Source organism: Binatus sp. (SeqCode) (genome assembly GCF_035272065.1).
GTDB lineage: Bacteria > Desulfobacterota > Binatia > Binatales > Binataceae > Binatus.
The window spans coordinates 1-15,359 of record NZ_DATEQZ010000033.1; the positions used below are offsets into that span (position 1 = coordinate 1).

A 15,359-nucleotide genomic window follows, 5' to 3' on the forward strand; every position below is an offset into this window, starting at 1 on the left:
GAGCCTCAATCTGATCACCGGATTTTCGCTCATCCCGATCCAGATGCTGAGCATGACGGGGATTGGAATTTCAGTGCTCGCTACGATGATGGCTGTCGTGCTCCTTGCGCATCGCGTGATCTACGGCCCACAAGAAGAGGGCGCGCTGTGGACGCTGTTCGCGGTCCTGTTCTTTTTCATCGGGATGATATTCCTGGCGCTCGGACTAATCGGCGAATACGCGGGGCGCATCTATATCGAAGTGCGGCGCCGTCCCACCTACATCGTACGCGCCGTGCATGGAGTTGACCGCGAGCAGGTCGACTCGGACGGCGACTGACGAGCAATCGTGGAGTCTGTGAAATCGGCGCGATGCGTCCTGTTCGCGTATCACGACATGGGCTACGCGTGCATGGAGGCGTTGCTGAAGATGGGCGCGCCGGTAGCGGCACTGTTCACGCATCGCGACGATTCGCATGAAGAGATATGGTGGCGGTCGTGCGCAGAATTGGCCGCGCGCCACGGTATCCCGGTGCATATTGATGAGAGCGTCGAAGCACTGGGCGCGAAGATCGGCGCGCTGAAGCCGGCCGTGATCTATTCCTTCTCGTACCGCCATCTGATTCCCGCGAGCGTGTTCGAACCGGCACCGCTGGGTGCATTCAATCTGCACCCGTCGTTGTTGCCGGCGTACCGTGGACGCGCGCCGGTGAACTGGATGCTCGTGAATGGAGAACGCGAGGCGGGCGTTACGCTCCATCATATGGTTGTGCGCGCGGATGCGGGCGATATTGTCGGGCAGCGTGCGGTCGCGATCGACGATAGCGACAACGCGCTGACGTTATATCGCAAGCTGGTGCCGCTGGGCGTCGAGTTGATCGAGGAGCTGCATCCGAAAATCGTCGCCGGCATCGCGCCGCGGCGAAAAATGGATATCTCGAAAGGTAGCTACTTCGGGCGCAGAAAGCCGGAGGACGGGCGAATAGTCTGGCAATGGCCGGCCCGAAGGATCTTTAATCTCGTGCGGGCCGTGACGCATCCGTATCCCGGCGCGTTCTGTTTCGTTGGCGGGCGAAAGCTGCTGGTATGGGAAGCGACAATTGGCGCGGAAAACGGAACGCTCGCGGCGCCGGGGCGAGTGGTGCGCGAAACCGCCGACGGCGCGATTGAGATTGCGGCCGGCGAGGGCAGCGTAATCGTGAAGACCGCGCAGTTCGAGGGCGGGGTCGAAGGCGTTGCGCGCGAGGCTCTTTCGGAAGCGGGGCGCGTCACGGATACTATTCAATTCGATTAGTTTCGCGGAGGTCACATGCGGGTTCTGATCACCGGCGGCGCCGGATTTCTCGGATCACATCTTTCGGATGCGTTCATCGCGCGCGGCGACGAGGTCTTTGTGCTCGACACCGGCTCGATTGCGAAGGTGCGTCACCTCCTGAACAATCCGCGCTTTCATTACGTGCACGATTCCGTGTTCAACCTCGAGTTGATCGACAGCCTGGTGTCGAAGGTCGATCTCATCTACCACCTGGCGGCGGTCGTCGGCGTCGAACACTACGTCGCCGATCCCTACGAGACGCTGAACGTAAACGTGAACGGCACGCAAAACGTGCTGAAGGCGGCCTACAAGCACAACAAACGGGTCGTGTTCAGCTCGACGTCGGAGGTATACGGGCGCAACCCCAAGGTGCCGTGGCGCGAGGATGATGATCGCGTGCTCGGCGCGACGAGCATCGACCGCTGGTGCTACTCCACGTCGAAGGCGGTCGGCGAGCATTTCTGTTTTGCGTATCACAAGCTCGGCCTGCCGGTTACGATCGTGCGCTATTTCAATGCGTACGGCCCCCGGCTCGACAAGGTCGACGTGGGCCGGCTGTTTACGATCTTCATGGGGCAACTGCTGCGCGGCGCGGACCTGACCGTCGTCGGCGACGGGTTGCAGACGCGATGCTTCACGTACGTAACCGACGCGATCGAGGCGACCGTGCAGGCGGGAGTGAATCCCGCAGCGGATGGACAAGCGATTAACATCGGCGTCGATGTCGAGACGACGGTGCTCGATTTCGCCAAGCTGATGCTCGAGTTGTTTGGGCCGACCAAATCGAAAATCAAGTTCGTGTCGCAAGAAGAAGTGTATGGCAACAGCTACGAGGACATCCCGCGCCGCGTTCCCGACAATACGAAGATGCGCACGTTGTTGAAGGTCACGCCGAAAGTGAACCTGCGCGACGGCGTGAAAATTTCGATGGACTGGTTCCGCAAAGAGATGGCTTCCTGAAGCGAGCCGTCTGCGCAATCGCTACGCTTGGAAGTCGCACTAAAAATCGACGTCGATACCCATCAGGGGCTCGAACTGGGCGTGCCGCGGCTGGCGTCGATGCTCGAGAGCGAAGACGTCGCAGCGAGCTTCTACGTCGCGATGGGCCCGGACAATTCGGGGCGCGCAATCCTGCGCGTGTTTCGAAATCGCGGATTCCTGTCGAAGATGTTTCGCACCAAGGCCGTCTCGATGTACGGTGCGCGCACGATCCTGTCCGGGACGATCCTGCCGTCGCGGCCGATCGCGCTGTCGTTTCCGGGAATTATCCGCGACCTGAAGACGCGCGGCTTCGAGGTCGGCGTGCATGGCTACGACCACGTGCGATGGCAGGATCATCTCGATGACATCGGCGACGCCGGGATACGCAACGAACTCGGCGACGCGTTCGAGGCATACCGCGCGATTATCGGTGAAGCGTCCAGGAGTTTCGCCGCACCCGGCTGGCGCACCAACAATGCGGCGCTGGTCGCGCTGGACGCGATGGGGCTCGAGTATCGCAGCGACACGCGCGGCGTCGCGCCGTACCGATGCGTCGTCGAGGGGCGAGTCCTCGCGACGCCGGAGATTCCGACCACCCTGCCGACGCTCGACGAGGTGATGGGGCGGCGTGAATTGCCCGATGACAGCGCCGTGCGCGATTTCTATCTCGGCTTGTGCAAGTCCGACGCGCTCAACGTGCATACGATTCACGCCGAGACTGAAGGCATGGGGCAGCTCGAGAGCTTCACCGCGTTGGTTCGCGCGCTCAAGCAGCGGGGTGCGACGTTCGTGCGGCTGCGCGACGCCGCATCGCGGCTGAATCGCGCTGAATTGCCGGCCTGCGAAGTAATTCGGACGACCTTGCCAGGCAGGGCCGGCTGGATATCGGCGCAGGGTCCAGCTCACACCGCCGAATGACGAATCGGCGCCGCTGTGTTATATCCCGATGACTACATTTCAATAGCAGGGGGTTCCCGCAATGCCCGCGCAAAGTCATTTTGCAGATAGTCCTCGCGAAGTCGGTCTCGATCCCGCAAAAGTCGAAGCGCTTTTCAATCGTGCCGAACGCGAAGTCAAAGATGGATTGTTGCCGTCGACGCAGATCGCAATCGCCCGCAACGGAAAAATCGGTGCGATGCGCACGGTCGGCCGCGCAGTCCAGGGTGGGAGCGAGAAGCCCGCGACCAACGAGACGCTCTACACGATCTTCTCGTGCACCAAGGCGATCATGTCGGCGGCATCGTGGATTCTGATCGGCGAAGGCAAACTGAATCCGAGCGAGCGCGTGGCGGAAATCATTCCCGAGTTCGGAACCAACGGGAAAGACCAGATGACCGTCGAGCAGGTGCTGCTTCACGTCGGCGGATTTCCGAATGCGCCGTATCCGCAGGACGAGTGGCTGGACAAGAGCAAGCGGCTCGAGCGCTTCGCAAAATGGCGGCTGGAATGGCCGGTCGGCAGCAAGTACGAATACCATCCCACGTCGGGCTTCTGGGTAATCGCGGAGATAATCGAGCGCCGCACGGGCAAGGAGTTTCGTAAGTTCGTGCAAGAGCGGATTTCGACGCCTCTCGGAATCCCGGATCTGCGAGTCGGATTGCCGCGCGAATATCAAAATCGCCATGCGCAGATTTGCTACGTCGGCGAGCCGTTGTCCGATGAGGAGCGCAAGAAACTCGGTCTGCCCGCGATGCCTGAAACCGAGGTCACCGAAGATGCGATCATGGGCTTCAACCGGCCGCACGTGCTGGAAGCCGGCGTGCCGGGTGGTGGCGGAGTTATGACGGCAGGCGACCTCGCGTTGTTCTACCAGGGATTGCTGCACAATCGCGGCATCAACGGCGCGCCGATCATCAAGCCCGAGGCGCTCAAGGACGCGCTGCACGTGCGCTCGGGCGACTATAAGGATCCGATTTTCGGCATCAAGGTTAACCGCGCGCTGGGAGTCGTCGTGGCTGGCGGTGACGGACTCGCGAACTATCGCGGGTTCGGCAAGACCAACTCGGCGCTGGCATTCGGTCACGGCGGCGCGGGTGGACAGATCGGATGGGCCGATCCGGCGACGGGGATTTCGCTCGGCTACACGACCAACGGCTTCGATCGCAACGACGTGAGACTGGGTCGCCGAGGCGTCGGGCTCTCAAGCCTCGCCGCGGTTTGCGCAGGGTAGGGGGTACGCTGCGGTTCAGTCGGCGAAGGGGTTGCGGACTACGATGGTCGCTTCGCGCTCCTTGCCGACGCCGATCATTGCGATTGGCACACCAACCAGCTCGCTGATTCGCTCGACGTAACGGCGCACGCTCGAGGGTAATTCGGCCAGCATGCGCGCGCCGGCCGGGCTCTCGCTCCATCCGGGCATCTCTTCGAAAATCGGCTTGGCGTTGATAAGCATCCGATGCGACGGCGGCATGTCGTCGTAGCGCTTCCCCTTCACGACGTAACCGACGCAGATTTTGACTGGGTCGATCCCGGTCAGAACGTCGAGCTTGGTTAGCGCCAGCGCCCACATCCCGTTGACGCGAGCGGTGTAACGGGCGAGCACCGCGTCGAACCATCCGATGCGCCGCGGACGCCCGGTGGCGCTGCCGAACTCGTCGCCCTCTTCGCGCAGCGAGTCCGCCAGATAGCCGCTGAACTCGCTGGGAAAGGGCCCCGCGCCGACGCGTGTCGTGTAGCCCTTGCTTATGCCGAGGACCGCTTCGAGGTTGCCCGGCCCGATGCCGGTGCCGCTGAAGACTGAGCTTGCGACGCAACTCGATGAGGTCACGTACGGATAGGTGCCGTGATCGATGTCGAGCATCGTGCCGTGGGCTCCCTCGAACAGCACGCGCTTGCCGGAATCGATCGCGTCGCTGACGAACGCGCCGGTGTCGCATAGATATGGGAGCAGCCGGCGGCGCGCTTTTTTCATCGCGTCGATCGTTTCGTCGGCCTTGATTGGCTTGGTCTTGAGCAACGCTTTCAGATACGCATTCTTCTCGACGATGTTGCGGCGGAGTTTTTCCTCGAAAAACTTGAAGTCGAGCAAATCCTCGAAGCGCAATCCCACACGCGCCATCTTGTCTTCGTAGGCCGGGCCGATTCCAAATCCGGTCGTGCCGATTGCGCGCTTACCTGCCCGCGCCTCGCGCGCCCGATCGATCGCGAGATGGTACGGCATCACCATGTGCGCGTCGTAACTGATCTTGAACAGGCTGTCGTCGGCGAGATGGCCGCTGCGCTTGAGCTCCGCGATTTCGCCGAGCAGCGCAATCGGATTTACAACCAGCCCGTTGCCGATTACGCAAGCCTTGCCCGGATGGAGTGCGCCTGCCGGCACGAGCCGCAGCACAAACTTCTTGCCGCCGACGACCAGCGTGTGAGCCGCGTTGTTCCCGCCCTGGAACCGGACCACCACGTCGGCATCGGCGGCGAGCATATCGACGATTTTGCCCTTGCCCTCATCTCCCCATTGCGTGCCGACCACGGCAACTGTCTTCATATCTCTCCCCCGACCGGCGTCAATTTCGCCGATCTCCGCGCGCACCTGTCGGTCTGAAATTTTCCGCGCGCAAACTAAATTCAGAGCTTGAGCAGCGACGCTGCCGTGATTGCGGGCAGCGTCTTGAGCTTGTCGAGGACGGCGCCCGGCACAGGTTCGTCCACTTCGAAGATGCTGAGCGCCGTGCCTCCGACGCGATCGCGGCCGAGCTCGAGGCCGCCAATATTTATCCCGGCCTGCCCGAGCATCGTGCCTACCGCTCCTACCACGCCGGGCACGTCGCGGTTGTGCAGCATCAAGAAGTAGCCCTCCGGCACCGCCTCGACGCGGTAGCCGTCGATCCGGGTCAGGCGCAGCGCGCGATTTCCCAGCACTGCGCCAGAGACTTCGTGCTCGCCGGCGCCGGTGCGCACCGTAAGCGTCAAGGTGTTGACGTAGTCGGTGACTTCGCGGGAGCGCGTTTCGACAATGTTGATTCCGCGCTCGCGCGCGATGAAGGGCGCGTTGACGTAGTTCAATTCCTCGTCCAGAAAACCGCTCATCAATCCCTTCAGAACGGCGGCGGTGATCGCGTCGGGCTTGAGATTCGCCGCTTCGCCGCCGAACGCGAGCGTAAGCTCGGTGGGCGCATCGGTGATCAGTTGCGCGGCGAGTCGTCCCAGTTTTTCACCGAGCGTGAGATGGGGTCCGAGTATTTCGAGCTCCTTGGTCGTAAGCGCCGGGATGTTGACCGCCTGCCGAATCGTGCCCTCGATCAGAAATTCTGCGACCTGATGAGCGATATCGACCGAGACCTGGACTTGCGCCTCATCGGTGGCGGCGCCTAGATGAGGCGTTGCGATCACGGAGTCGAGATGGAGCAGCGGATGGTCGGCGGGCGGCGGCTCCTCGACGAACACGTCCAGCGCCGCGCCGGCCACCTTGCCGGATTTCAGTGCCTCGGCGAGCGCGGCTTCATCGACGATACCACCGCGGGCGCAATTGATGATTCGCACTCCCTTTTTCATCTTCGCGAAGGCCGCGGCGCCGATAATGCCACGCGTGTCGTCGGTCAGCGGGGTGTGGACGGTGATAAAGTCGGCACGAGCGAAAAGCTCATCAAGACCTACAAGCTGAACTCCTATGCGACTCGCAGCGTCAGCCGTCAGGATCGGATCGTAGCCGATCACTTTCATCTTTAGTCCGATCGCCCGATCGGCAACGATCCGGCCGATGTTACCGAGGCCGACCACGCCGAGCGTCTTATTGCATATCTCGGCGCCGGTGAATTTGCCGCGCTCCCATTTGCCGGCGTGGATCGAGGCATCGGCCGCCGGGATGTGCCGCGCCAGCGCCATCATCATCGTGACCGCGTGCTCCGCGGTCGTGACGCTGTTGCCGGTCGGGCTGTTCATCACGACGATTCCGCGGCGCGTCGCCGCTTCGATATCGACGTTATCGACCCCGACGCCCGCGCGCCCGATCACTTTGAGCGACGTCGCGGCATCGATTACTTCGCGCGTGACCCGAGTGCCGCTGCGAATCAGCAGCGCGTCGTAGGGCGCGATTATTTTCGCCAGCTCGTCCGGCTTGAGGCCGGTTTTGATGTCGATTTGTAACTGCGGGAAGCGCTTGAGGACTTCGATCCCCTGCGCCGCAAGCGAGTCGCTTAGAAGGACGCGGAAGGTTTCCGCCATGTGCGTTTCAGATGCTCCGTGCCAGGCGTGCCTGAACCGCGGCGACGCCGGCGCCAAGTTCAATGTTTGCGCCGATCTGCTTGAGTCCCATCTCGAGCGCGCCGACCGCGATGAGCGCGTCGAACGGGCTCAGATGACCCATGTGCCCGATGCGCACGAGCTTGCCTTTCATCTGATCCTGCCCGCCCTGCACCGACACGCCGAGGCTGTCGCGCAGAAACTTGACCAGCTTGCCACCGTCGAGACCTTCGGGCACGAGGATGCCGGTGACGCCGGGTGCGGGGTTGTCGGGCGACAGCAGCTTCAGGCCCAGTGCCGCGGCAGCGTCGCGCGTGGCCTCGGCCATCAATGCGTGACGCGCGTAAACCTGCGGCAGGCCTTCGGCGTGAATCAGTTCGAGCGATTTGTTGAGGCCGAAGATCAGCGATACGGCCGCCGTCCATGCGGTGGTATGCTCGTCGCGCTGCGCCTTCAATTCCTTGAGCAGGTCGAAATAGAAGCGCGGCGTTTTGGTTTTCTTCGCGACGTCGATCGCGCGCGCCGACAGCGCGACCATTCCAAGTCCCGGCGGCAGCATGAGCGCCTTCTGGCTGCCGGTGACGAACGCGTCGACGCCCCATTCGTCCATCTTTTGCTCGAAGACGCCGACCGACGTGATTCCATCAACGATCAGCATCGCGCCGCGCTTGCGGCTGACCTCGCCGATCGCGGCCACGGGATGCACCGCGCATGTCGAAGTTTCGCTGGCCTGCACCAGCACTGAGCGCGATTCGGGATACGCCTTGAACGCATCTTCGATTTGCCCGGGCCGTGCGGCGCGGCCCCACTCGACGCGGACCTCGTGCCCGATCACGCCGAAGGCCGCGAGCAGCTTGCCCCATCGCTCGCCGAACTTGCCGCCATTGACGTAAATCGCGTGCTCGCCCGGTTGCAGCAGATTGACCACCGCCGCTTCCATCGCGCCGGTACCGGTCGATGCTAGCAGAATGACTTCGCCCGAGGTGCCGTACAGCGGCTTCATCCGATCGCGGGCTTGATCGAGCGTGGCGCTGAATTCGGGCGTGCGATGGTGAATGATCGGACGCGCCATCTCGAGCAAAACCTCGGGCGGCACCGGCGCCGGCCCGGGCGTGAACAAGTATTTTTTCATCTGCGGCATTTTCGACTACTCAAGGGCGCAACGGACTCGCGATTCCTAGGAACGAAACACTGAAAAAACCAAAAAAAAGGCTGGTGCCCGCGGATGCGGATCGCCAGACCCCGATTCGTCCCGGCTTTGCCGGGTCCCCGTCCTCATCACTTGGGATAACGGAGCCGATGGGCAGAGTCAAGGTGACGCGCCGCTCGCGCCGGTTTCGGGGCAACGTTGTAATGGCGTTGCGGCAATTGTTAAAGGTGATCACGCTCCGATGCCGATAGAATGTGAAATCCGCGACGGCTCCCTGGTATGGATCAAAAATCCGATCACCGGCGTGATTTCATACGTTGTCGATGTTCGCGGCAAGAGCTTTGCGTTCACGCTCGGCGGGCGCGAGGACACTGCGCACGACGCGCCGAATCTGAGCGCCGAGACGATTCGTCACGCGACCGAGGCGTGTCCCTTCTGTCCGGGTAACGAGAGCCTGACGACGCGCGAAGTTTTCCGGATGACGCGCGACGAAATCCCGGAATGGACGGGTGCGAAGGCGGAGGATGGCGCTGGGTGGGTTGTGCGCGTGATCAATAATCTGTTCCCGCGAATTCCTGCGGAGCTGACCGGGAATCGCAACGAGTCGTACATCGTGGTCGAAGATTCGCGTCATTTTATCGACGCGCCGCGATCGCAACTCGATCTGATTTTCACCGGCGCGCTCGGCGGCGGGCATTTCCTGCATTTGATGCAAGCCGACGCGCGCGTGATGCGCCTCGCGTTGCAGAATCCCGACGTTTGCTCGGTCGTGATCCGCAAGAACCAGGGGCGCGAGTCGGGCGCGTCGCAGCCGCATCTGCATCAGCAGATCATCGGATCGCCGGAGCCGTTCCCCGCCATGCTCGCAGAGGCGCGGGCCGAACGCGAGAATCCGCATCTGTGGCATGAGCTGGTCGCGCTGATGGAACGCCTCGGGCTCGTGATCGATCGCGGCGACTCAGTCGTCAGCTATGCGAGCCCGATTGGTTTATTCCCGCGCAGCTACGATGTGGTGATGCCGGACTTTCGGGGATTGCTATCGGAGCTGACGCCCAATCAGATGAAGCAGTTCGCGAATGCGATCTATCGCATACTGATGATCCTCGGGCCGCTGCCGCTCGACTACGAAATCCACCAGGGCGAGGGGCTGCCGCTGCACGCGCATATCAACGCGCGGCTGTATCCGTATTCGAATGTCGCGGGGACGCTGAATTTGCCGAGCACTTTGCTGCAGACGGCGGCCGCGATTCGCAATGCGCTGGGCAGGCATTCGGAGTGATGCGGACGAGGAACCGGTACCGGCTCCCCAATCGGCGCTATTGCGCTTTCCAGACTGGTTTGCGCTTCTCGAGGAAGGCGCGGACGCCTTCTTTGGCGTCGCTGCTCTCGCGGACGGAGCGCGCCATCTGGAGCATGTCGTCGTGCCATGCGTCGAACGTCTCGGACATGCATCGGCGGACGGTCGCTTTCATCGCGCGCAGCGAGAGCGGGGCGTTGGCGGCGATCTTCTCGGCCAACGCAGTCGTCGCCTCGCCGAGCTTCGCGTCGGCGACGACGTCGTGAACGATGTTCATGTGGCGGCCGCGCTCGGCGTCGAGCAGGTCGGCGGTGTAGAGAATCCAGGCAGTGTTAGCCGAGCCGCAGACCTCGATCAGCTTGCGCGTGAAATCGTACGGCACCATCAGGCCGACGCGGCCAAGCGTCATGCCGAGCTTGGCGTTGTCCGACGCGATGCGCAGGTCGCAATGGAGCGCCAGTTCGAGGCCGCCGGCGAGCGCGGCGCCCTGGACGGCCGCGATGGTCGGCACCGGAAAGCGCTCCAACCGGCCGAAAACGGATTCGAGGGAGGTCGGGTTGTGACCGCCGGTCGTCTCGTCCACTTCCTTCAGGTCGATTCCGGCGCAGAAGCTCGCGCCCTCGCCGCGCAAAAGCAGCGCGCGGATTTCGCGATCGTTTTCGAACTTACGGAACGCCTGGTCGAGCGCGTCGATGAGCGGCTGATTGAGGGCGTTGCGCTTCTCGGGACGGTTCAGGGTGAGAACCGCGTAATTCGGATGGTGTGTGACTTTTAAAACTTCCTCGGCCATGTCGGTCGCTCCTTGCTGATGTCGGTGTCGTCGCGAGCATCGCACGGCCAGTGCGCACCCATCAAGTGGCGCAGCGAATTGCGTCCAATTCGCGAATAGCCTTGATGTTTGCTGGGGTTTCAGACGCGAACGTTTCACGTGAAACGTTCCGGACAAAGAAGAGACGACTGCAAGACGCTCGATGCAGCTCTACTCATCGTGCCTGCATGTCCGCATCCCACATGCAGTGCGCGATGTTCAAATGGCGCAAAGAATTTGGGCAAGCTTCCGAAAAACCCTTGCGGCTGTTGGGTATTCAGACCCGAACGTTTCACGTGAAACGTCCTTTAGTTCAGGAGAACAAAACACGAATGCGGAGCAACCAGCTTCCTTTCGATGGGGCAAGCACGCCGGACTTAACACTATGATAGCTTTGGGCCAACTCCACGAAATCAATCGGGAATGACTTGGGGGGCCATGGACAAACCTAATGTCGAGTAGGTCACCGTGCCCATATGCCATCTATCGGCAACGGTGCTGGTCAATCTCCGTTATGTCTTATTTCAATTGTTGGAATTTTTTTCCAGAGCGGCGATATTTCGTTTCTGTACCAAGCTTTCTGCTCTTCCTCGTCGCTAGGTCGATAGTGCCGAATGAGCGCGCGCATCGCGTCTAGGGCGAATATCATCACAAAGTCAATCGTGGAATTGAATTCCGAGAGATCACGGAGCGGTCTTACCGCCGCTCCCGACGAGTCATGTGTTAGTATCCTATCTATAACATCTGCCGCGTGACTCCGTTCTGACCACTCACCGTAAAGCAGCCGGTACCAGTCAGCATGCTTAAGGTGTTGCGCCAATTTCATGATGCTCGTAGGGCCACCGTGCAAGCTGTACCAACTTGGATATCGGATTTTCTTCTCCGCGGTTTTGTATGCCTTCGCGACAGCTTTGTATTCTTCGCTCTCTAACATCTCGTCGATTTCGCGAAGGCGATCCGCCAACTCTTTCAGATCTGGAGTTTTCAACTCTGCCGCGTACGGACTGTCGGCTATGAACTCGCGCAGCTCTTTTGCCTCTACAGTGTTCGGGTCTTGCGACAGATAGAACTTTTTTCGTTGACGTTGGACTTGGAACCTATATGCGATAGCTCGTTCGCGCGTTTTAGCTTTGTCCTCGGTCAAATACTCGACGGTCAAGAGCGCCTCAAACATCGCCCGCAATTGCAACGCGGCAGTCGCAGGTGAGCACTCCGCGATCTGGATTTTTACGGAATCGAACAATTCAAGAAGATGCCGAAATACGAACAGTATGACCAAATCGTCATCATTTCCCGCTTGCCCTCGATTCGCGTATCGCTCAAAAAGCATTAGTCCACGCAGCAGGGTTTCCTCCAGCATGGGAACGACGGTCTTAAGAACAGGAGCGAGCTGCTCCTTCGTGTTCTGGGGCGAGTAAAGAGTCTCTGCGACTGTTGTTGGCACGATTTCGGCGGGACTTTACACGACGATGCTTAGCATTTTGTCTTTTATGAAGATGAACTTCTTTGGGGGTTTGCCGTCCAAGTGGCGTTTCACCGATTCGCTGTTGAGGGCGAGATTGCGTACGTCCGACTCGGAGGTGCCGGAGGGGACCTCGAAGCGGTCGCGGACTTTGCCGTTTACTTGGATGACTACTGTCACCATCTCGTCGCGTACGAGTTTTGGATCGAACTTGGGCCAGGGTTCCAGGTGGATTGAAGAGGGGTGGCCGAGGGAGCGCCAGATTTCTTCGGTGACGTGCGGGGCCATTGGGGCGAGCAATAGGATGAATGACTCGGCGGGGAAGCGGCCTAGCTCTTCGGGTTTTAGTTTTGCGACGTAGTTCAGGTGATCCATCATCGCGGCCAGGGCGGTGTTGAAGCGGAGGCGGTCGATGTGATCGGTCACCAGCTGGATGGTTTTGTGGGTGCGCTTTTGGGTTTCTTCGCTAGGATTGCCGGCGGGGGAGCCGGACTCGACGTAGCGGCGCATCATCGTCCAGACGCGGGTGATGAATCTTTGCGTGCCGGCGACGCCGCTTTCGTTCCAGTTGGTCGCTTCGTCGAAGGGGCTCATGAACAGCTCCCAGAGCCGAAGCGCGTCCGCACCGTACTTGTCGATCATCGCGTCGGGCGTGACGACGTTGCCCTTGCTCTTGGACATGCGCTGGCCGTCGCTCGCCCAGACGACGCCCTGGTTGCGCAAACTGGGGAACGGTTCGTCGAAGCCGATCAGCTCCTCGTCGAACATCACCTTGGTCCACATCCGCGCGTACAGCAGATGCATCACGGCGTGCTCGGCGCCGCCGACGTAGAGATCGACCGGCAGCCAGTAATCGACGGCGCGGCGATCGAACGGGCGCGCATTTTCGTGCGGCGAGGCGAAGCGCAGGAAGTACCATGACGAGCATGCGAAGCCGTCGAGCGTGTCGGTCTCGCGCTCGGCGGGGCCGCCGCACTTGGGGCAGGTCGTGTTGACGAACTCCAGCATGTTGGCGAGCGGAGAGCGGCCGGTGCCCGACGGCAGATAGTCCTTCATCGGAGGAAGTAGCACAGGCAGTTGGTCGTCAGGCAGGGGGACGATACCGTCGGTCTTGCAGTACACGATGGGGATCGGGCATCCCCAGTAGCGCTGACGCGAGATCAGCCAATCGCGCATCCGGTAGTTGATGGTCGCGCGACCGATTCCGTGTTTTTCAGCGTATTGGCATACCGAAGTGATTGCCTCAGGCGTCGTCTTGCCGTTGAGGAAGCCCGAATTGATCGCGAGGCCGTGATCGCTGAATGCGCGATCGGCTGGCGGAGCAGAGCCGTCGGCGGGTGCGGTCACGCGCGGGATCGGCAAGCCGTACTTCGTGGCGAATTCGAAATCGCGCTGATCCTCGCCGGGCGCGGCCATGATTGCGCCGGTGCCGTAGCCCATCAGGACGTAGTCGGCGATCCAGATCGGGATGTCTTTATCGGTGAAGACATTGTGCGCGTAGGCGCCGGTGAAGACGCCGGATTTTTCTTTGACTGTGGACATCCGCTCGATCTCGGTCTGGCGGCGCGCCTCGGCGACGTAGGCCTCGACCTTCGTGCGCTGCGCATCAGCAGTAATCTCGGCGACGAGCGGATGCTCGGGCGCGAGCACCATAAACGATACGCCGAAGACGGTGTCGGGACGCGTCGTGAAAAAGCGGACTTCTTTATCTTTGTGACCTGTGACCGGGAAGGCGAGCTCGGCGCCTTCGCTGCGGCCGATCCAGTTGCGCTGCATCAGCTTGATCGGCTCGGGCCAGTCGATGCCGTCGAGATCGGCGAGCAATCGATCGGCGTAGTCGGTGATCTTGATGTACCACTGCTCGAGGTCTTTCTTGGTGACGGGGTTGTCCGTGTGCCGCCAGCAGCATCCGTTGATGACCTGCTCGTTGGCGAGGATGGTCTGACACTTGTCGCACCACCATTGCGCGCCGTTGGCGCGGTAGGCGAGGCCGCGCTTGAGGAGCATCAGGAAGAACCACTGGGTCCACTTGTAGTACTCGGGCGACGACGAATTGATCTCGCGCGACCAGTCGTAGGCGCATCCGGAGATCGTCAGCTGGCGCTTGAAGTTGGCGGCGTAGCGCGGGACGGTTTCGGTCGGATGCGATCCTTTCAGGATCGCCTCGTTCTCGGCGGGCAGACCGAACGCGTCCCATCCCATCGGATGCAGCACGTTGAATCCCGCCATCCGCTTGTAGCGGCCGACGACATCGCATGGAACGTAGTTGTGCAGATGGCCGACGCTGAGGCCGGCGCCGGACGGGTAGGGGAACATCTCGAGGATGTAATATTTCGGGCGGCCGGGGTCCTCGCGGGTGAGGTAGAGATTCATCCGGTCCCATTCGGCCTGCCAGAAGGGCTCGATTTTTTTGGGGTCGTAGCGTTCGTCCATGAGGATTACAGAAGTCTAGCGTGATGGTGGGAGGACAGGAAGGAAATCACTTAATCTAACGTGAAACCCACCGTGGGTTTCACACTTCCTTGGGCAGGGGTGACCCCTGCACCCGGTGTTAAGAGAAGATGCGGGACTTCGTCCCTGTTAGGAGGTCTTTTGGCTGAAGTCGCGAGCGTCGAGAATATAAAGGACGTGGGGGAGGTTGGCGTGGACGATGTCGCGAATGTAGGTGAAGCGGCAATGTTCCATTACGGCGCGCGAGGCTTGGTTGTGCGGCAGGGTGAAGGCGACGATTCGATCGAGGTGCATCGTGTCGAAGGCTTGCTTCAGCGCGGCGCGCGAGATTTCGGTCGCGAAGCCTTTGCCCCAATGGTCAGAGGTGATTGCGTAGGAGAGTTCGATCACGTCGCGGCCTTCGACGACGGCGTGTTTGATTCCGCCGTAGCCGACGAAGTCGCCGGTCGGTTGCTCGCGGAAGGTCCTTAGGCCGAAGCCGTGCGATTTCCAGTGCTCGGCGGCGCGATCGAGGAAACTGCGGCTTTGATCTTCGCTGAAGGTCGCGCCGTCGGCGGACAGCGTCGCCATAACGCGCGGGTCGGCGTGCAGCTTGCGAATATCGGCGAAGTCTCCCGGGCCGGCGCGGGTGCCGAGCAGGCGAGGGGTGTTGAGTTGGTGCATTACAAGTTAGACCGCGAAGGGCAGAATCTTGAATCGCGGGGACCTAACCCCTTCCCCAGGTGGAAGGGGAACCAAAAA

12 protein-coding genes and 1 pseudogene are annotated in these 15,359 nt (G+C 61.2%); 6 read left to right on the forward strand and 7 right to left on the reverse strand.

Annotation, left to right across the window (positions count from 1 at the left end; genetic code table 11):
* The 5 genes and pseudogenes from VJX68_RS05190 to VJX68_RS05210 form a co-directional block, all read left to right on the forward strand.
* Window positions 1-319: pseudogene (locus VJX68_RS05190) on the forward strand (glycosyltransferase); the annotation flags it as partial.
* A 9-nt stretch (window positions 320-328) separates the two neighbouring features.
* Complete coding sequence (locus VJX68_RS05195) at window positions 329-1,273, forward strand: formyltransferase (protein ID WP_324094598.1); 945 nt, start codon at window positions 329-331, stop codon at window positions 1,271-1,273.
* A gap of 15 nt (window positions 1,274-1,288) precedes the next feature.
* On the forward strand, window positions 1,289-2,254 hold the full coding sequence (locus VJX68_RS05200; protein WP_324094599.1) for an NAD-dependent epimerase/dehydratase family protein: 966 nt from the start codon (window positions 1,289-1,291) through the stop codon (window positions 2,252-2,254).
* Window positions 2,255-2,281: 27 nt separating this feature from the next.
* Window positions 2,282-3,193, forward strand: coding sequence for a polysaccharide deacetylase family protein (locus VJX68_RS05205; protein WP_324094600.1), 912 nt, complete (start codon window positions 2,282-2,284; stop codon window positions 3,191-3,193).
* Window positions 3,194-3,254: 61 nt separating this feature from the next.
* Complete coding sequence (locus VJX68_RS05210) at window positions 3,255-4,445, forward strand: serine hydrolase domain-containing protein (RefSeq protein ID WP_324094601.1); 1,191 nt, start codon at window positions 3,255-3,257, stop codon at window positions 4,443-4,445.
* Between the two features lie 15 nt (window positions 4,446-4,460).
* On the opposite strand, the gene VJX68_RS05215 is transcribed toward VJX68_RS05210, so the two are convergent.
* The 3 genes from VJX68_RS05215 to VJX68_RS05225 all read right to left on the reverse strand — a co-directional run bounded on the left by VJX68_RS05215 (window position 4,461) and on the right by VJX68_RS05225 (window position 8,591).
* The gene (locus VJX68_RS05215; RefSeq protein ID WP_324094602.1) at window positions 4,461-5,756 is read right to left on the reverse strand and encodes an adenylosuccinate synthase; all 1,296 of its coding nucleotides are present in this window, start codon (window positions 5,754-5,756) and stop codon (window positions 4,461-4,463) included.
* An 80-nt stretch (window positions 5,757-5,836) separates the two neighbouring features.
* Complete coding sequence (gene serA / locus VJX68_RS05220; RefSeq protein ID WP_324094603.1) at window positions 5,837-7,432, reverse strand: phosphoglycerate dehydrogenase; 1,596 nt, start codon at window positions 7,430-7,432, stop codon at window positions 5,837-5,839.
* Window positions 7,433-7,439: 7 nt separating this feature from the next.
* Entirely contained in the window at window positions 7,440-8,591 is a 1,152-nt protein-coding gene (locus VJX68_RS05225) for a pyridoxal-phosphate-dependent aminotransferase family protein (protein WP_324094604.1), read from the reverse strand.
* Between the two features lie 250 nt (window positions 8,592-8,841).
* On the opposite strand from VJX68_RS05225, the gene VJX68_RS05230 reads away from it, so the two are divergent.
* Window positions 8,842-9,879 carry a hypothetical protein gene (locus VJX68_RS05230; RefSeq protein ID WP_324094605.1) on the forward strand — a complete coding sequence of 346 codons (1,038 nt, stop codon included), beginning with the start codon at window positions 8,842-8,844 and terminating at the stop codon, window positions 9,877-9,879.
* A 37-nt stretch (window positions 9,880-9,916) separates the two neighbouring features.
* On the opposite strand, the gene VJX68_RS05235 is transcribed toward VJX68_RS05230, so the two are convergent.
* From VJX68_RS05235 to VJX68_RS05250, 4 genes are all read right to left on the reverse strand, one after another.
* A complete protein-coding gene (locus VJX68_RS05235; protein WP_324094606.1) occupies window positions 9,917-10,687 on the reverse strand; it encodes an enoyl-CoA hydratase/isomerase family protein in 771 nt (256 codons plus the stop codon).
* A 520-nt stretch (window positions 10,688-11,207) separates the two neighbouring features.
* A complete protein-coding gene (locus VJX68_RS05240) occupies window positions 11,208-12,065 on the reverse strand; it encodes a DUF5677 domain-containing protein (RefSeq protein ID WP_324094607.1) in 858 nt (285 codons plus the stop codon).
* 99 nt (window positions 12,066-12,164) lie between these two features.
* Entirely contained in the window at window positions 12,165-14,600 is a 2,436-nt protein-coding gene (leuS, locus tag VJX68_RS05245) for a leucine--tRNA ligase (RefSeq protein ID WP_324094608.1), read from the reverse strand.
* A gap of 147 nt (window positions 14,601-14,747) precedes the next feature.
* Window positions 14,748-15,281: a GNAT family N-acetyltransferase gene (locus VJX68_RS05250; protein ID WP_324094609.1), complete on the reverse strand. Its 534-nt coding sequence runs from the start codon at window positions 15,279-15,281 to the stop codon at window positions 14,748-14,750.
* Between the last annotated feature and the right edge of the window lie 78 nt (window positions 15,282-15,359).